Raw genomic sequence first — 19,000 nt, forward strand, 5'->3', positions numbered from 1 at the left:
TAAAATGTGATAAAAATAACAAAGTTAATTTTAAGATTATAAATAAAATATAATGTTAAAAAAGTGACATAAATCATAAATTCAATATTTTTTTATTATTAAGAATCATTTTTTATACGTTATAGCATAAAAAATATACAAGTGTTTTAATCTAATATGGATTAATGAGTGAAAGAGAATATTGCTGAATGCGCTAATATAATGTCGGGTATGTTATTGATGATATATTTAAATAGTGTTAATAATACCGAACCTTAAGGCTCGGTATTATTTTACAGAACAATTGCAGGTATTATTCAATCCCTGTTGTTACACTAAAGCGACGCGTTTCATGCGGTTTCATCATTATTAATGAGCCTGCTTTTTTAGCGGCTAAATGTCCTTCTGGTCGACAGGTTGCAGGAAGCACAAATGCTCCAACTTGTTGATCTGCATTATATAGAATCCAACGGGTAGCATAATTAAATTCCTGTGATGAGAATGTTGTGAGATAACAATGCCCTTTTGGTGAATGCATACGATATTCAAGCTGTGTTTGATATTGTTGTAGATTATCCATAAAGAAGACGATTTCTGGATTATACATTTCATCCTTTTCTAAGGATGAAAGCACATATTTCCCTTGTTTGATTTCTTCATTGAAGGCTAACCATTGCGGTGTTGGTTTCACATGCGCAGGAATGGTTTGGCGTAATTTTACAGCACTATCAGGGATGTTTTGGCTAAAGCTTGCACCATGTTCATAGCAATAATTCATATGGCACATATATTGTAATGGCATTTCTACACTAGCTAAGTTAGTCACTTGCATATTGATATCAAATAATGTGCTGTCTGCTTTCAAAACAACTTCAGGTTTTGCTAGATAATGATCACCAAAGCCTTTCACATATTCAACTTCACCACTAATAGCAAGACTATTTTCATCAATAATCAGCCATGCCTTATCCATTTGTGCACAAGGCATTTCACCATGCAATGGATGATCATCTTCGGGTGCTGGGCAACCATTACGAATTAAACCTGAATGAAAAGCAAAGCAACCATAGGTATCAACAATAGTTGTACCAATTTTAGGTTCACTATACATGTTTTTCATTTTTAAGGTTTGACCATTAAATTCTGCGTCCCAAATAATTTGTCCGTAGAAAGGTAACACGGTGACAAAGCCTTTACTGTTAATTAGTTTAATAGCTTCAATTCCAGAATTGTATTTAAAACTGACCGCACTAAGTTGGTCATTTTCAAAAATAACACGTTCTTCATGACTAAATTGCTCTTTGCAAAGATAAATAACACTTTTCATCATTTACTCCTTATTTTCCTTCGCTCGTTTCTTTTAATTTTCCATAGAAATAGTAACCAACGTAGGCAAAGCAGAATAATGGCACAATAAAGGCAAGTTGTAATGAACCAATAGTATCAGATACATAGCCATGAATTGCAGGTACAACTGCGGCGCCAATAATAGACATAACGACTACTGCTCCACCGACTTCGCGGTGTTCTTGTGATACGGTTCCTAACACGGAAGCATAAATAGTCGCCCAGCATGGTCCAAATAATACACTAGCAAAAATAGCTGCATAAACAGCAGAGAAATCATGGACAAATGCAGTATAAGCTAAGGTGATCACGCCAAGAATGGAATACCATAATAGAACTAAATCTGATTTAAATTTGGTCATCAGGAAATTAGCGACGAATTTACCTACGAAGAAACCAATAAAGCTGTAAATCATGAAGTTAGAGGCATCACGCTCGTTCATATTACTTAAGTTTAAGGCTAAACGAATGGTGAATGACCATACCGCTACTTGCATCCCAACGTATAAGAATTGTGCCACAATCCCTTTTTTGAATTTACTATTAGTGGCTAAATATTTTAAGGTGTCAGTAAATTTGACTTCTTCTTTGCCGGCTTCGGTAATCGCTTTGCATTTTGGATATGAGGTAATGAGGAATAAGAACATCACAGCCAATAATACGAAAATTAAATATTTGTAAGGTTGTAACGTATGTTCAAGCAGTGACAATTTGAATGCGTGTAATTGTTCAGGATTCATTGTCGCCATTTGTTCATTTAAACTTGCACCTTCTTGGAAGATTAAATATTTACCTAACAAAATGCCTGAAATTGCTCCGACAGGATAGAATGTTTGGCTGATATTTAAGCGTAGTGTAGCGTAATCTTTATGACCAATCATTGAGCTGTAGGTATTCGCTGAAGTTTCTAAAAAACTTAAACCAATAGCAATAGAGAAAATAGCCGCTAAGAACATTGTATAAGTTGCCATATGTGATGCCGGATAAAACATTGAGCAACCGCCGATATACAAAGTTAATCCGATTAAAATAGCAATCTTATAACTGGTTTTTTTGATGATTAATGAGGCGGGTATAGCAATTAAAAAATAAACAACATAAAAAGCACTTTTTACTCCGAAAAAAAATTTGTATAATTTGCAATATGGGAGGCCGAAAAAAACATTGAGCAACCGCCGATATACAAAGTTAATCCGATTAAAATAGCAATCTTATAACTGGTTTTTTTGATGATTAATGAGGCGGGTATAGCAATTAAGAAATAACCACCATAGAATGCACTTTGCACTAAAGCACTAGCAAAATCACTTAATGTAAATACACTTTTGAATTGTGTAATTAATATGTCATTTAAACTTGCAGCAGCCCCCCAAAGAGGGAATAAGCAAGATAATAAAATAAATTGGAAAATTGGGGTCTTATTGAGATAGCCATCGGGCATTTGTTGAATATCTTTCATAATATATTCCTTATTTCACAGATTGTAAGAATTGTTCAAACTGTGCTTTATCTGGATAAGAAGACTGTGTACCTTGTCCTGTCACACTATAAGCAGAATAAGCTGATGCCATAGTCATGGCTTGTTTTACATCATTGGTCGCAATGTAATAATGTGCAAAGCACCCAATAAAGGCATCGCCTGCACCACTAGTATCAATAGCATTCACTTTATAAGGTTTAATATGAGTCATTTGTGTATCATGGAACCATACAGAACCTTTTTCACCTAAAGTGACGATCAAATTTTTCAAACCTTTATTAAACAAACTATTTGCAGCTTCTTGAATTTGTTCCATGGTATCTACTGGCATACCTGTTAAAATTTCAAGTTCAGTTTCATTTGGCATAAAGAAATCACATTTACATGCGTAGTTAATATCTAGATCTTTACGGGCTGGAGCTGGATTTAGAATGACAGGAATATGATGTTTCTTAGCAAAATCAATGGCGTAGTAAACGGTTTCCAATGGAATCTCTAATTGCAAAATAAAAAGTTTGCAATGTTTTAATTTTTCTTCTGCTCGATCAATATCTGCTGGTTTTAAATATTGATTTGCGCCTTTAATGATCAAAATACGGTTTTGTGATGATTTATCCACAAAAATCGGTGCGACACCACTAGAAACGCCTTCCACTTTTTCCACAAATTCTGTATTTACTCCGAATTTCTGGAAATTATGAATGGTGTTATCGGCAAATACATCATCACCTACTTTTGTCATCATCATGACAGAGGTACCTAATTTTGCAGCCGCTATAGCTTGATTGGCACCTTTACCACCACAACCCATTTTAAAATCAGGGGCTTCTAAGGTTTCTCCCATTTTGGGCATATCATTAATATAAGCGATTAAATCAACCATATTGGAACCAATTACAGCAATATCCATATATATCTCCTAAAATAATAGTGTTAAAATTGCAACATATTTGACTTAATCAAGTGTATAATAGTTAAAATGTTAAAAAAGTGACAAAAGTCACAGTTTTAAATTTTTTTTAATGTATGATATAAAAAAGTTAGAATAATCACATTTTCTGAGATAGGAGAGATTTATTATGAAAGGAAATGAAATAGCAAAATTTATTGATCACACTGCATTAACCGCAGAAAAAACAGAACAAGACATTCTTCAATTATGTGATGAAGCAATTGAAAATGATTTTTGGTCTGTATGTATCAATTCAGGTTATATTCCATTAGCAAAACAAAAATTAACGGGTTCCAATGTAAAAATTTGTACTGTAGTAGGTTTTCCACTTGGTGCAAATTTATCTTCTGTAAAAGCATTTGAAGCTAAAGAGGCAATCAAAGCTGGTGCTGAAGAAGTGGATATGGTGATTAATGTTGGTCTTATTAAATCAGGACAATGGGAGAAAGTTGAAGCGGATATTAAAACCGTTTTAGAAGCTTGCCAAGGTGGATTATTAAAAGTTATTTTAGAAACTTGCTTACTTAGCAAAGAAGAAATTGTTAAAGCTTGTGAAATTTGTCGTGATTTAAATGTGGGTTTTGTCAAAACCTCAACAGGCTTTAATAAAGGCGGTGCAACCGTTGAAGATATTGCTTTAATGCGTAAAACTGTAGGTGCCAATATTGGTGTGAAAGCATCGGGTGGAGTACGTGATACAGAAACTGCTCTTGCGATGATTAATGCGGGTGCAAGTAGAATTGGTGCAAGTGCAGGTATTGCCATTATTAAAGGTTTGAAGGACAATAATAGCACTTATTAATTACCATCAATGAGCCTGTTATGGACACTAAAGTACAATCACGCATTCATAAATTAGAATTTTTACTCAAACAGATGGATAAAATTCATCTGCGAGATGCCGCTGATATTTTGAATGTGTCGGAGATGACTATTCGTCGTGATTTGAATACCAATACAGGCTCAATTGTTTTACTTGGTGGCTATATCGTGAAAGATCCGCAAAAAAGTAACGAGAATGGCTACCAAATCTTTGAACAAGAAACTAAACATATTGCGGAAAAAATGCACATCGGGCGTCTTGGTGCGGAGTTAGTCGAGGAAGGTGATGTGGTTTTTTTTGATTGTGGTTCGACTATCCCTTTTATTGCCTCACAAATTGATTCTTCCATAAAATTTACCGCACTTTGTTGCTCAATTAATACCTTTATGGTGCTACAAGAAAAGCCAAATTGTGATGTGATTTTATGTGGTGGTAAATATTCACGTCATAATTCTTTTCTTAATTCTATTCAAGTACATAATGAACTTGAGGCAATTTGTACAACAAAAGCATTTATTTCTGCCGCAGGTGTTGATGCCAAGCGAGGTGTCAGTTGCTTTAATTTTGATGAAGTTAAAACGAAACAACGTGCAATAGCAAAAACCCAGCAAGCCATTTTAGTGTTTGATCATTTTAAAGTGAATAAAGTACAACAAGCTTATATTGGTGAATTATGTGAATTTGAGCTTATTGTGACAGATCAACTTTTACCAACTGAATTTGAAGGAAAAATTCCTCAGATTAAGCAAAGCTAATTTTTCAATTGCACTTTGTATTTATCGTAAAAGTTATTGGCATCGTTGGATCATTGATTTTATTAATTCCAACAACATAAAATATTGTATTCAGATTGATTCAAGGCTTGAGAATACTAAAACTGCGGTGCTATTTGAGAAAATTTTTTAATATGATACCGCACTTTAGATTCAGTAAAGTGCGGTGATAGTTTAGAAAATTTTAGGCATTAAGAATATTTTGAATTTCAACCAGGCTCAGATGATATTGGTGTGGACATTGTTTCCATAAATGAAGCATTCTATGGTATTTTTCACACATCGGCGTTTGTGAATCACAACCATGTTCACATTGCATAAATGCTTGGTATTTTCCTTCAATGTTGGTAAGAAAACGCAAATAATTAAGATATTTTTTTTCACGGATTGCATCATAGCCGACAAATTGTAAGCGATGAGCTGACAGTGCCGTTTTCTCTGTAAGATTTTCATAGGAAATTTGTAGAGCATGATACATTTCAAGAGTATCTAATACACTACGGCATTCTGCTTCAGTCATATTCAGAAAGGCGTTATCTAATTCTTTAAGTTCTAACTCAAATCCCCCTTTTACAATCATTTCTAGGCGTTCGTATTGGGTTGCATGAGTTGGATCTAATAAGCCCATTAACTTATATTGATTAGCAAGAATTAGACGTTGAGTTGATGTCATTTCCATAATGAATTCCTTAAAAGTTAGTCAATACTTTTTAAATCATCTTGTGATAAACCAGTTTCTTTTGCTTTTACATTTCCATCATTCACACGATATTCTAGGTTTTGATAGTAAGCTTCACGGAATGTAATGTAAGGATCTTGTGCTTGATTCAATAGCTCTTCTTTATCCATGGCTTTAGCTCGAGAATCTACAGTTTTAATCACCGTTGGCACTAATGACCAGGCTCCGCCGACCCATTCCCAGAACGGATAAGTATAGGCTTTATCCACCATTGACCCTGTTAATTCTCGAGGCGTGCTTGCACCATAAACAGGTAACATGACATAAACCCCAGGATCCACACCATAGCTGCCTAAAGTGTCACCAAAAGTACGATTATTTTCAATTTTTAATGGATCGCTATAACTCGCCCAATCAATAAGCCCTGCTAACCCAAAAGTAGAGTTAATAATAAAACGGTTAAAATGCACAAATGCTTTTTTGCCTTCACCCTCTAATAAACGGTTTACAAAGCTTACTGGCTCATCTAAATTTTTTGCCGCATTACTTAAACCTGTTGTTAATGGCGTAGGTAATGCGTTCCACCCTTTAGCGGCAGGTTTTAATAGATAAGGGTCTAATACGTTATAATTGAAACCCCACATAGTGCGGTTAAAGCCTTCAAGTGGGTCTTGACGTTCACCTGTTTGTGCATCAAAGCTGGTACATCCAGTGAGTACCAATGATGCCAGAACAGAAGTCACCAGCAAGTGAGTTTTTTTCATTTTGTTAATCCTAAAATTAGAGGCTAAATAGTTTATAGATAACCACATTGTAAATGAGTTGAGAATAATCTACAAAAGAAATTCTATATGATTTTTAGTTCGATTAATTATGCAATAAGGCTTAATGCATAGGAAATTTGATATTAACTTAATTTACATGAATAAGGTTAATATAATTCACTCTAAAAAACACTTGTATATTCAATATATTTATGCAATATTTATGAATAAATATTTAATTTAGTGAATTTCATAATAAGAAAAATCTGGTATTTTCTATACGGCACCTGTCATTTCAGTTTAATCTGCGGTGAGTTTTTTTGAAATTTCTAACGAAAGAATATTGTTCCATACTCAATGATTAGTAATAAAGAGGTGATAGTTTATGTCTAAATCTGCAATTCTTGTTTTGGCCGATGGCAGCGTTTTCCATGGCACATCCATTGGTGCCGCTGGATACACCATTGGCGAAGTGGTGTTTAATACTGCAATGACTGGCTATCAAGAGGTGTTAACAGATCCGTCCTATTTTCAACAACTTATTACCTTAACCTATCCACATATTGGTAACACGGGGACCAATGAGGAGGATGTTGAATCTAATGCTGTATATGCTGCAGGTTTAATTATTCGAGATTTACCATTGACTCATAGTAATTTCCGTGCAAAACAAAGCCTATCCGAATATTTAAAAGCCAATAATGTTGTCGCCATTGCGGATATTGATACTCGTCGTTTAACCCGTTTATTGCGTGATAAAGGTGCGATGGCAGGTTGCATTTTAACCAGTGAAATTGATGAGAAAAAGGCTCTTGAACTTGCTTTAAGTTTTGGTTCTATGGCAGGCAAAGATTTAGCTCAGGAAGTAACCACTAAAGCCCCTTATCAGTGGACACAAGGTGAATGGAAATTAGGGCAAGGTTATGTGGAAGCCAGTCAGCCAGAATTTAACATTGTTGCCTATGATTTCGGAGTAAAACGTAATATTTTGCGTATGCTTGCTGAACGCGGTTGCAATATTACTGTTGTTCCTGCCAAAATGCCAGCCAAAGACGTGCTTGCCTTAAATCCAGACGGCATTTTCCTTTCTAATGGACCAGGGGATCCTGCGCCTTGTGATTACGCAATTAAATCAATTAAAACATTATTATCTACTAAAAAACCGATTTTCGGGATTTGTTTAGGTCACCAATTATTAGGGCTCGCTGTAGGCGGTAAAACCAAAAAAATGGCATTTGGACACCATGGTGCAAATCACCCTGTGCAAGATTTAAAAACTCAACAAGTCATTATTACTAGCCAAAACCATGGTTTTGAAGTGGATGAGAATAGTTTACCCGTGAATGTTAGCGTTACTCATCGTTCGTTATTTGACCATTCTGTGCAAGGTATCGAACTCACCGACCAAGTGGCATATTCCTTCCAAGGACACCCAGAAGCAAGTCCTGGTCCGCATGATGTTGCCTATTTGTTCGATAAATTTATCGCAGCCATGCGCGCGGCAAAAGCGTAAAGATGATTATAAGGGCGTATTGTACGCCCAATTCAGACGGCAAAGTGCGGTCGAAATTGAAAGAATTTTAGAGAGATAAGAAAATGCCAAAACGCAACGATATAAAAACAATCCTCATTATTGGTGCTGGTCCGATTGTGATCGGTCAGGCTTGTGAATTTGACTATTCGGGGGCGCAGGCGTGTAAAGCCTTGCGCGAAGAAGGCTACAAAGTGGTATTGGTGAACTCCAACCCAGCCACTATTATGACTGACCCGAATATGGCGGATGTGACTTACATTGAGCCAATTCAATGGCAAACCGTGGAAAAAATCATTGAGAAAGAACGCCCAGATGCGATTTTGCCAACTATGGGTGGTCAAACAGCGTTGAACTGCGCATTGGATTTATCCAAACATGGCGTATTGAAAAAATACAAGGTGGAATTGATTGGTGCCACAGAAGATGCCATCGACAAAGCGGAAGACCGTGGTCGTTTCAAAGAAGCCATGGCGAAAATTGGTTTAAATACGCCAAAATCTTTTGTCTGTCATAGTTTCGAAGAGGCTTGGGTTGCTCAAGTGGAGGTGGGTTTTCCAACTTTAATTCGTCCATCATTTACCATGGGCGGTTCTGGTGGTGGAATTGCTTATAATCGTGATGAGTTTCAAGCAATTTGTGAACGTGGTTTCGAAGCTTCGCCAACTCATGAATTACTCATTGAGCAATCTGTATTAGGTTGGAAAGAATATGAAATGGAAGTGGTGCGTGACAAAGTAGATAATTGTATTATCGTGTGTTCCATTGAAAACTTTGACCCAATGGGCGTGCATACGGGCGACTCTATTACAGTCGCACCAGCGCAAACTTTAACGGATAAAGAATACCAAATCATGCGTAATGCATCCCTTGCAGTATTGCGTGAAATTGGTGTGGATACTGGTGGTTCAAACGTACAATTTGCGATTAATCCTGAAAATGGCGAAATGATCGTGATTGAGATGAATCCTCGTGTAAGTCGTTCTTCGGCATTAGCCTCAAAAGCAACAGGTTTCCCAATTGCTAAGGTAGCTGCAAAATTAGCCGTGGGTTATACCTTAAACGAATTGCGCAATGACATCACAGGTGGTTTGATTCCCGCCTCATTTGAGCCTTCTATCGACTATGTGGTAACTAAAGTGCCACGTTTTGCCTTTGAAAAATTCCCGAAAGCCGATGACCGTTTAACTACCCAAATGAAATCTGTGGGTGAAGTGATGGCGATGGGGCGTACTTTCCAAGAATCTATTCAAAAAGCTCTACGTGGTTTGGAAACAGGTATCTGTGGTTTTAATTTAAAAACTGAAGATATGGAAAAATTACGCCATGAAATTTCCAATCCTGGTCCTGAACGGTTGCTTTATGTGGCGGATGCTTTTGGTATTGGTTGGTCCATCAAAGAAGTACATCACTATAGCAAAATTGACCCTTGGTTCTTAATCCAAATTCAAGATTTAGTGTTAGAAGAACTTGCTCTTGAGAAGAAAACCCTTGCTGATTTGAACCGTGATGAAATTTATCGCTTGAAACGCAAAGGTTTCTCTGACAAACGTATTGCGCAATTGGTGAAATCTGATGAAACTTCAGTGCGTAGCTTGCGTAATGCATTTAATGTTCATCCTGTGTATAAACGCGTAGATACTTGTGCGGGCGAATTTAATTCTGACACGGCTTATCTTTATTCAACGTATGAAGAAGAATGCGAAGCCAACCCAACCAATCGCAAAAAAGTGATGATTTTAGGTGGAGGTCCAAACCGTATCGGACAAGGTATTGAATTTGATTACTGCTGTGTACATGCCGCACTTGCTTTACGTGAAAGTGGTTTTGAAACCATTATGGTGAACTGCAATCCAGAAACCGTTTCTACTGATTTTGATACTTCTGATCGTTTGTATTTCGAACCTTTAACCTTGGAAGATGTGTTAGAAATTATTTATGTAGAACAACCTTGGGGCGTGATTGTGCATTACGGTGGTCAAACTCCATTAAAATTAGCTAATGCATTACATGCTAATGGAGTAAATATTATTGGAACTTCTGCAGACAGCATTGATGCGGCAGAAGACCGTGAACGCTTCCAAAAAATCCTTAATGATTTGCAATTAAGACAACCTGCAAACCGTACCGCACGTAATGCACAAGAGGCGGTTGGTTTGGCAAATGAAGTGGGTTATCCATTGGTGGTGCGTCCATCTTATGTACTCGGCGGTCGGGCAATGCAAATCGTGTATAACGATGAAGAACTCAATCGTTATATGCGCGAAGCTGTGTCGGTTTCCAATGACAGCCCAATTTTACTGGATCACTTCTTAAATAATGCCATTGAAGTGGATGTAGACTGTATTTGTGATGGTGAACAAGTGATTATCGGCGGCATTATGCAACATATTGAACAGGCAGGGATTCACTCAGGTGATTCTGCTTGCTCATTACCGCCATATTCCTTGAGTAAACCAATTCAAGATGAAATTCGTCGTCAAACTGTGGCAATGGCACATGCACTAAATGTTGTTGGTTTAATGAACGTTCAGTTTGCTGTACAAAAAGATGTGATTTATGTGCTTGAAGTGAACCCTCGCGCCAGCCGTACCGTGCCATTTGTTAGCAAAGCTACCAGCCAACCATTGGCGAAAATTGCTGCACGTGTGATGGCGGGCATGAGCTTAAAAGAACAAGGCATTCAAGGTGAAATAATTCCACAAGATTTCTTTGCGGTGAAAGAAGCGGTATTCCCATTCATTAAATTCCCTGGTGTGGACACTATCCTTGGGCCTGAAATGCGTTCAACAGGTGAAGTGATGGGTGTCGGTAAAACCTTTGCCGAAGCCTTCTTGAAAGCCCAAATTGGTGCTGGTGAGCGTATTCCTCGTACAGGTAAAGTGTTTGTCTCAGTGGATAATGATGATAAACCACGTTTATTACCAATTGTGAAACGCTTGCAAGAACAAGGTTATGGCTTGTGTGCGACTTTCGGTACCGCAAAATTCTTACATGAACATGGCATTACTGTACAAACCGTGAATAAAGTGCGTGAAGGGCGTCCACATATTGTTGATGCAATTAAGAATAATGAAATTGCACTCATTATCAATACGCTGGGAGGCATGTCAGAAAGTGTAGCAGATAGTGCATCAATCCGATCAAATGCGTTGAAACAAGGCTTGCCAATTTATACAACGATAGCCAGTGCTGATGCGATTAGTTTAAGTGTAGCAAATTTGCATATGCACGCGGTTTGTTCACTACAAAACTTGCATGCGAGCTTGCTCGTATAAGTTCAGTTAAATAAAAAGTGCGGTTAGAATTTTAAAAATTTTAACCGCACTTTGGGGTGTAAGGAACAGGCACGAGAGTTGTCTAGGTGAAATTATTTAGCGTAATGGTCAATCAGATATTTCACAATGGCATCACCGACTTGTGCCGTTTTTGCATTGCCACCTAAATCTGGGGTAAGTGTAGTTTTTTCTACCAGTAAATATTCAATCGCTTCAATTAAGTGTTCTGCCCATTGTTTATGTCCAAAGAATTCCAGTAATTGACTCGCTGACCACAGGGTGGCTAATGGGTTAGCAAGTTGTTTACCTGCAATATCTGGTGCTGAACCATGAATAGGTTCGAACATAGATGGATATTGGCGTTCAGGATTTAAGTTTGCTCCAGCGGCTAATCCCATACCACCAGAAATTGCCGCACCTAAATCAGTGAGAATATCGCCAAATAAGTTACTGGTGACAACCACTTCAAAACGTTCAGGATGGGTTACCATTAACATCGCTGCGGCATCGACTAAATAGGTTGCAGTTTTTACATCAGGGTAATCGGCTTTTACTTCATTAAAGATTTGATCCCAGAAAACCATGGAATAGTTTAAGGCATTAGATTTGCTGATGCTGGTAACTGATTTATTTTGTTTACGAGCTAATTCGAAAGCATAGCGAATAATGCGTTCACAACCTACTCGAGAGAATACGCTATCTTGAATAACTACTTCATGTGGTTTATTTTTGAATAACCAACTTCCTGTGCCTGAATATTCTCCTTCACTGTTTTCACGAATGAAGATCATATCAATATCTTTTTCAGTTTTCTCTTTAATGGGACAAGGCGCACCTTTTAATAATTTAACGGGGCGAACATTTACATATTGTTCAAAGTTTTTACGAATAGCTAATAACAACCCCCAAAGTGAAATATGGTCTGGTACGCCAGGATAACCTACAGCACCTAAAAATATGGCATCAAATTGACTCAGTTGTTCAATACCATCATCGTCCATCATTTTGCCAGTTTGAGAATAAAACTCACATCCCCAAGGAAAGTGTGTGAAGTCGAATTGAATGTTTGAATCCAGTTGAGAAATGCAGTTGAGTACTTTGACACCTTCAGTAAGCACTTCAGGTCCGATTCCATCACCTGCGATAACCGCAATTTTGTGTGCCATAGTCGGGCTCCTTATGTAAATTGATAACTCATAGTACTGCGAATAAGTTAGTTGGGCAAAAGGTTTGTTGCAAAAGTGCGGTATGATTTTAGAAAATTTTATATGAATGAAAAAGGCACGTATTGTTACGTGCCTAAGGTTTAATTTGTTAATTCTTGTCTAAGTTGTTTAGTAACTTTCACCATGACTTTTAATGCTTCAATGGTTTCTGACCAACCCCGAGTTTTTAAACCACAATCGGGGTTTACCCATAAACGTTCCGCAGGAATCACTTTTAATGCTTTACGTAACAGGTGTTCAATTTCATCGGTAGTCGGTATACGAGGGCTATGAATATCATAAACACCAGGACCGATATCATTAGGATAATGAAAATCTGCAAAAGCATTGAGTAGTTCCATATCCGAACGTGAGGTTTCGATAGTGATGACATCTGCATCTAGAGCTGCAATAGCAGGCAAAATATCATTAAACTCGGAATAACACATGTGAGTGTGAATTTGGGTACTATCTTCACAGCCAGATGAGGCAAGACGGAAAGCCTCCCCAGCCCATTGTAGATATTGTTGCCAATCAGCACGTTTTAGAGGTAACCCTTCACGAATTGCTGGTTCGTCAATTTGAATCACTTTAATACCTGCTTTTTCTAGATCTAATACTTCATCATTTAAGGCTAAAGCAATTTGTTTGCACACTGTAGCACGGCTAATATCATTACGTACAAATGACCATTGTAGAATTGTCACTGGCCCTGTGAGCATCCCTTTCATTGGTCGATGAGTGAGGCTCTGTGCATATTGCGACCAAGCTACAGTCATCGGTTGAGAACGCTGTACATCACCATAAATAATAGGTGGTTTTACACAACGAGAACCATAACTTTGTACCCAGCCGAATTTGGTGAAAGCAAAGCCTTCTAATAATTCACCGAAATATTCCACCATGTCATTTCGTTCAGGTTCACCATGCACTAATACATCAAGATCTAATTCTTCTTGTGCTTTTACTACCAGAGCAATTTCTTTTTTCATTGCAGCTTCATATTCACTAACCGAAATTTCTCCTTTTTTGAATTTAGCCCGAGCTTGACGAATATTTAAGGTTTGTGGGAATGAACCAATTGTGGTTGTTGGTAAATTTGGCAATTTTAACCAGGCCTGCTGTGCCTTAATTCGTTGTTGATAAGGTGATTTTCGTTGATCAGCATTTGCGGGTAAATTCGCAAGTCGTTCTGCAACCTCACAACGATGAATTAACTGGCTATGAGTACGTGCTTCAGCAGCACATTGGCTTTCGTTTAGTTCGGTTTGAACGCTACTCGGGCTTTCCACCAAGGCTTTTTTCAAAATGCTCAATTCTTGTACTTTTTGCAACCCGAAAGCGAGCCATTGGTATAGTTCAGGTTGTTTTTCCTGTAGTTGCGTTTCTATTGATAAATCATAAGGGCAATGAAGCAAAGAACAGGAACTAGAAATCCATAAACGTTCGCCTAATAATGCTTTAGCATCTTGTAAATGATCCAATATATGTGGCAGATTTGTTCGCCAGATATTACGACCATCAATAACACCAAGGGAAAGGATTTTTGGGTAATCCGCAAAAGCACTAAATTGTTTATGATCTCTAACCAAATCAATATGCAACCCTTCTACAGGTAAACTTTTTAGCAGTGGTGCATGTTCTGCAACTGAACCAAAGTAAGTAGCAAAAATTTTATTAATTTTGACCGCACTTAATTGTGCATAGGCTGTTTCATAAGCCTGTAACCATTCTGCGGGTAAATCTTGAGTGAGTGCTGGTTCATCAAACTGTACCCATTGTACACCTGCTTGGAGGAAAGCATTTAGTAAACTTTCATATACAGGTAATAGTTTATTCAATAAATCAAGACGATTAAAAGTCGCGCCTTTTTCCTTGCCTAACCATAGAAATGTGATAGGCCCGACTAAAGTTGGTTTGACTTGATAACCTAGCTGTTGAGCTTCATGAACTTGCTCAAGGTAATGGTTTGGATTCGCTTTAAATTGAGTGTCGGCATAGAATTCGGGTACTAAATAATGATAGTTAGTATCGAACCATTTGGTCATTTCAATGGCAAATTGTTGCTGATTGCCTCGGGCTAATTGGAAGTATTGATCTAAACTAAGTTGTTGGCTATCGAAACCAAAACGACCAGGAATCGCACCCGTAGCCACTTGTAAATCAAGCATATGATCATAAAAACTGAAGTCCCCTACAGTAACAAAATTTGCATTAGCTTGAGCTTGATGATACCAATTTTTCTCACGGATACTTTTTGCCACATAGCGTAAATCTTGTTCTGATAATTCTTTACGCCAATAACGTTCTTGCGCAAATTTAAGTTCACGTTTTGCTCCTACTCTAGGGAAACCTAGAAAATGTAATGTAGTCATTGTTTTTCCTCTATAAATATAATCAATTAATGTGGGCGAACACCTAAGGTATGGCAAATAGCATAGGTTAATTCACTACGGTTTAAGGTGTAAAAATGAAAGTCTTTAACGCCTTCTTGGGACAGGACTTTCACCATATCAATGGCAATACTTGCTGCAACTAAATTTCGTGTGGCAGGGTCGTTATCTAAACCCTCATACATTTTTGCAAGCCAATGGGGAATTCTGACATTAGTGGATTTCGCCATTTTGCCTAGTTGTTTAAAGTTAGTCACAGGTAAAATGCCAGGCACAATTTCAGCATCAATGCCAATGGTTACACAGCGATCACGAAAGCGTAGATAACTTTCTACATCAAAGAAAAATTGGGTAATAACATGATTCGCACCCGCATCAATTTTTCGTTTGAGATTGATTAAATCTGCTTGTGCGGATTTTGCATCAGGATGTACCTCTGGATAAGCAGCCACCGAAATATCAAAATCTGCAACAGAACGTAATAGTGCCACGAGATCTGCTGCATAAAAGGATTTTTTCTGATAGCCAGAGGGTTCATCACCACGTAATGCGACAATATGACGAATCCCATTATTCCAATAATCTTGAGCAATTTCTTTTAACTGTTCCGGACTTGCATCAATACCTGTTAAATGAGGAGCTGCTTCAATTCCTGCTTGTTGCTTAATGGATTTCACAACTTGATGAGTACGTTCTCGTTCTCCTGAATTTGCGCCATAGGTAACAGAAACAAATTTCGGTGATAAGGTTTTTAACCGATGAATTGAATTCCACAATAGTGTTTCCATTTCTGCATTTTTAGGTGGAAAGAATTCAAATGAAACATTAATATTGCCGTTTAGTTCAGAAATACATTGATTAAGAGTATTAATTTCCTTTGCATAACTCATTGAGGACCTCCATAGCGAATCAATGGTTATACAATAAGATGAACTTTATTATGCGTCAAATTCAACTTTTTCGAGTTTATTATGAATTTTATTAATGATAAAAGTGCGGTGATATTGACAAAAATTTAGAAAAATGGATATGAGATCGTCTCATATCCAATTAAAGTGATTATTCAGAAATAAGATTAGATTTTATCAGAAAATTATAAATGCCATCATTTTCAATGCGATCTGTAACATAATTAGCCACTTTTTTCAGATCTTCGTGTGCATTGCCCATAGCCACACCAACGCCAACCGTACTCAGCATTTCGAGATCATTTAAGCCATCACCAAATGCCATGACATTTTCCATTTGAAAGCCTAATTTTTTAATTGCAGCAGCAATACCACGAGCTTTTGAGCCTTCGGCATCAAACAGATCTACGGAGTCTTTATCCCAACGAACTACACGTAAGCCATCTAAAATGCCAGCGTTGGTCACTAATTCATCTTGGCTTTCATCATAGAAAGGTAATAATTGAAAGACTTCATGATGTTTAAAATAATCTTTATCCACAATGTAATCGGTTAAAATGGGATTAAGTGCGGATTGCTGTTTAGGATTAATCTCTGATACGGCGACATCATCGTCAGATACAAAGGCATAACTGATATTATGTGCATCAAAGAAATCTACTAATTTTTGCACTTTAGCTGTTGGAATGGGATGTTTTTCTATTTTTTGATCTTTAAAAACAGCCAATTGCCCATTCATAGTGACAAATAATTCAATGGGTTCTTCAGCAATTAACTGTTTAATTTTTGTGGGTAAACTACAACGTGAACGTCCCGTTGCGATAGCAGGAATAATGCCATTTTGTTTGAGTTTGCGAATAGCGGGAAGCACTGTATCAGGCAAAATATCCTCAAATTTCATAATCAATGTTTCATCAATATCAAAAAATACAATTTTAATTTGGTCACGTAAATTTGCTATTGTCATTATTTATCCTTTTTAATTAAAAATTTTTTTAGATTCTAACATCATTGTGATAGAGATCGAAAAAATTGTACATAAATTATGATGTTGCTCTCATTTTCACTATGCTTTAAATATTTCTTCTGGGAGTTTATATGAATTGGTTTGGATTTCGTTGTATTGTCTGTCATCGTTCCTTAGCCATTCCTTCGCATGGAATATGCAGTTATTGTCATCGTGAAATTAAACGTTTTAATTATTGTGGATGCTGTGGAGCACAATTGCCGATCAATACATTACATTGTGGTAATTGTTTAAGAAATATGCCGAGTTGGCATAGAATGGTCATTATTGGTAGTTATCAGCCACCATTATCAATACTTATTCATCAATTTAAATTTCAAGATTCTTTTCATTTTGACCGCACTTTAGTTCGCTTGTTATTTTTAGCAATCAGGGAAGCAAGATGTTCTCATGCTCTTCCCATGCCAGAAGTTATTTTACCCGTTCCATTACATCACTTACGACAATGGCAGCGTGGCTATAATCAAGCAGATCTATTGGCACAGCAATTAGCTAAATGGTTATCTATTCCCTATGATAATCAGTTACTTAAACGCATTAAACATACTCACACACAACGTGGTTTAACTGCGATAGCGCGGCGAAAAAATTTACTTAATGCGTTTTGTATAAATAAAGTTTGCCACTATAAATCGGTGGCATTAGTTGATGATGTTATTACTACTGGTGCAACACTAAATGAAATTGCAAAATTATTAAAGGGATACGGTGTTGAGCATATTCAAGTATGGGGATTAGCACGAGTATAAAAATTTGCATAAAAATGGATCTAAGCGTATTATTTCCGACTATGTTAGTCAGTTATAATGACTCGTGAGTGATTAATTTTGGGAATAATTTTATGCAACAAATTCAAATTACAGATGCGGCACAAGCACATTTTCGTAAATTATTAGATCAGCAAGAAGAAGGAACTAATATCCGTATTTTTGTGGTTAATCCTGGGACACCTAATGCGGAATGTGGGGTTTCGTATTGTCCAGCTAATGCAGTTGAAGAAACTGATACTGAAATGAAATATTCTACTTTTTCTGCTTTTGTAGATGAAGTGAGTTTACCTTTTTTAGAAGATGCGGAAATTGATTACGTAACGGAAGAATTAGGCACTCAATTAACTTTAAAAGCACCTAACGCTAAAATGCGTAAAGTGGCTGATGATGCACCGTTAATTGAACGTGTTGATTATGTCATTCAAACCCAAATTAATCCACAATTAGCTAGCCATGGTGGACGAATTACTTTAATTGAGATTACTGAACAAGGTGAGGCAATTTTACAATTTGGTGGTGGTTGTAATGGCTGTTCTATGGTGGATGTTACCTTGAAAGATGGTGTAGAAAAACAATTAATTAGTATGTTCCCTGGTGAATTGACTGCTGCGAAAGACGTGACTGAACACCAACGTGGAGAGCATTCTTATTACTAATTTATAACTCTCAGTAAAATCGGCTTAAATGCCGATTTTTTATTGATTTTTTTTGAATAGATGCTGACTGCAAAGAATGAAAGTGCGGTTAAAATAAAAATAAATAATGCACTTATCCATTCCTGGGTAAATAGTTGTTCGGCAATGAATGTGCTAAACAATAAAGTGATAAGCGGAACAACATAAACGAGTAACGCTGAAAAAATGAGTGAGCGTTCTTCTAAGCCTATTTCTACCTGTTGACCCACTTGTAATGGTGTAATGGTTTCTACGGTCAGAATATGTTCTGACATTTCTCCAGTAAGTTCAGAAAGTACTGAGGTTCCACAAGCCGTTTTTGCTGCACAGCTACCACAGGCACTTTTAGCCTGACATTTAACAGTGGCTTGGCCTGCTTGATAATTAATAACAATAGCACTTTCAGTTAGCATAATT

At 37.0% G+C, this 19,000-nt stretch carries 17 protein-coding genes; 6 read left to right on the forward strand and 11 right to left on the reverse strand.

The window, feature by feature from the left end; translation table 11 throughout:
- Positions 1-292 precede the first annotated feature (292 nt).
- The 4 genes from BN1226_RS00530 to rbsK form a co-directional block, all read right to left on the reverse strand.
- The gene (locus BN1226_RS00530; RefSeq protein WP_239384631.1) at positions 293-1,309 is read right to left on the reverse strand and encodes an aldose 1-epimerase family protein; all 1,017 of its coding nucleotides are present in this window, start codon (positions 1,307-1,309) and stop codon (positions 293-295) included.
- Between the two features lie 7 nt (positions 1,310-1,316).
- On the reverse strand, positions 1,317-2,297 hold the full coding sequence (locus BN1226_RS00535; RefSeq protein WP_420835327.1) for an MFS transporter: 981 nt from the start codon (positions 2,295-2,297) through the stop codon (positions 1,317-1,319).
- A gap of 140 nt (positions 2,298-2,437) precedes the next feature.
- Complete coding sequence (locus tag BN1226_RS00540; RefSeq protein WP_044469560.1) at positions 2,438-2,785, reverse strand: MFS transporter; 348 nt, start codon at positions 2,783-2,785, stop codon at positions 2,438-2,440.
- A 10-nt stretch (positions 2,786-2,795) separates the two neighbouring features.
- Positions 2,796-3,716 carry a ribokinase gene (rbsK, locus tag BN1226_RS00545; protein WP_044469561.1) on the reverse strand — a complete coding sequence of 307 codons (921 nt, stop codon included), beginning with the start codon at positions 3,714-3,716 and terminating at the stop codon, positions 2,796-2,798.
- A 169-nt stretch (positions 3,717-3,885) separates the two neighbouring features.
- Between rbsK and deoC the strand changes: the two genes are divergently transcribed.
- Both deoC and deoR read left to right on the forward strand, forming a co-directional pair.
- Entirely contained in the window at positions 3,886-4,560 is a 675-nt protein-coding gene (deoC, locus tag BN1226_RS00550; protein WP_044469562.1) for a deoxyribose-phosphate aldolase, read from the forward strand.
- Between the two features lie 20 nt (positions 4,561-4,580).
- Positions 4,581-5,336: a DNA-binding transcriptional repressor DeoR gene (gene deoR / locus BN1226_RS00555; protein WP_044469563.1), complete on the forward strand. Its 756-nt coding sequence runs from the start codon at positions 4,581-4,583 to the stop codon at positions 5,334-5,336.
- Positions 5,337-5,538: 202 nt separating this feature from the next.
- On the opposite strand, the gene BN1226_RS00560 is transcribed toward deoR, so the two are convergent.
- A complete protein-coding gene (locus BN1226_RS00560) occupies positions 5,539-6,033 on the reverse strand; it encodes a YfbU family protein (RefSeq protein ID WP_044469564.1) in 495 nt (164 codons plus the stop codon).
- 17 nt (positions 6,034-6,050) lie between these two features.
- A complete protein-coding gene (locus BN1226_RS00565) occupies positions 6,051-6,797 on the reverse strand; it encodes an MlaA family lipoprotein (protein WP_044469565.1) in 747 nt (248 codons plus the stop codon).
- A 385-nt stretch (positions 6,798-7,182) separates the two neighbouring features.
- On the opposite strand from BN1226_RS00565, the gene carA reads away from it, so the two are divergent.
- Together carA and carB are read left to right on the forward strand one after the other, a co-directional pair.
- The gene (gene carA / locus BN1226_RS00570) at positions 7,183-8,310 is read left to right on the forward strand and encodes a glutamine-hydrolyzing carbamoyl-phosphate synthase small subunit (RefSeq protein ID WP_044469566.1); all 1,128 of its coding nucleotides are present in this window, start codon (positions 7,183-7,185) and stop codon (positions 8,308-8,310) included.
- A gap of 83 nt (positions 8,311-8,393) precedes the next feature.
- On the forward strand, positions 8,394-11,606 hold the full coding sequence (carB, locus tag BN1226_RS00575) for a carbamoyl-phosphate synthase large subunit (protein ID WP_044469567.1): 3,213 nt from the start codon (positions 8,394-8,396) through the stop codon (positions 11,604-11,606).
- A 92-nt stretch (positions 11,607-11,698) separates the two neighbouring features.
- Here carB and BN1226_RS00580 read toward each other — a convergent pair whose 3' ends face one another.
- The 4 genes from BN1226_RS00580 to BN1226_RS00595 all read right to left on the reverse strand — a co-directional run bounded on the left by BN1226_RS00580 (position 11,699) and on the right by BN1226_RS00595 (position 17,079).
- Positions 11,699-12,772, reverse strand: a complete 1,074-nt coding sequence (locus BN1226_RS00580; RefSeq protein ID WP_044469568.1) for a tartrate dehydrogenase — start codon at positions 12,770-12,772, stop codon at positions 11,699-11,701.
- A gap of 140 nt (positions 12,773-12,912) precedes the next feature.
- Positions 12,913-15,186, reverse strand: a complete 2,274-nt coding sequence (gene metE / locus BN1226_RS00585) for a 5-methyltetrahydropteroyltriglutamate--homocysteine S-methyltransferase (protein WP_044469569.1) — start codon at positions 15,184-15,186, stop codon at positions 12,913-12,915.
- 26 nt (positions 15,187-15,212) lie between these two features.
- Entirely contained in the window at positions 15,213-16,094 is an 882-nt protein-coding gene (metF, locus tag BN1226_RS00590) for a methylenetetrahydrofolate reductase (RefSeq protein ID WP_044469570.1), read from the reverse strand.
- Positions 16,095-16,263: 169 nt separating this feature from the next.
- Entirely contained in the window at positions 16,264-17,079 is an 816-nt protein-coding gene (locus BN1226_RS00595; protein WP_044469571.1) for a Cof-type HAD-IIB family hydrolase, read from the reverse strand.
- A 131-nt stretch (positions 17,080-17,210) separates the two neighbouring features.
- On the opposite strand from BN1226_RS00595, the gene BN1226_RS00600 reads away from it, so the two are divergent.
- Complete coding sequence (locus BN1226_RS00600; protein WP_044469572.1) at positions 17,211-17,888, forward strand: DNA utilization protein GntX; 678 nt, start codon at positions 17,211-17,213, stop codon at positions 17,886-17,888.
- A gap of 92 nt (positions 17,889-17,980) precedes the next feature.
- The gene (gene nfuA, locus BN1226_RS00605; protein ID WP_005760893.1) at positions 17,981-18,565 is read left to right on the forward strand and encodes a Fe-S biogenesis protein NfuA; all 585 of its coding nucleotides are present in this window, start codon (positions 17,981-17,983) and stop codon (positions 18,563-18,565) included.
- On the opposite strand, the gene BN1226_RS00610 is transcribed toward nfuA, so the two are convergent.
- On the reverse strand, positions 18,562-18,996 hold the full coding sequence (locus tag BN1226_RS00610; RefSeq protein ID WP_044469573.1) for a SoxR reducing system RseC family protein: 435 nt from the start codon (positions 18,994-18,996) through the stop codon (positions 18,562-18,564). The two genes, nfuA and BN1226_RS00610, sit on opposite strands and share 4 nt — an antisense overlap.
- Between the last annotated feature and the right edge of the window lie 4 nt (positions 18,997-19,000).

The organism is Mannheimia massilioguelmaensis (genome assembly GCF_000940515.1).
Taxonomy (GTDB): Bacteria; Pseudomonadota; Gammaproteobacteria; order Enterobacterales; family Pasteurellaceae; genus Basfia; species Basfia bettyae.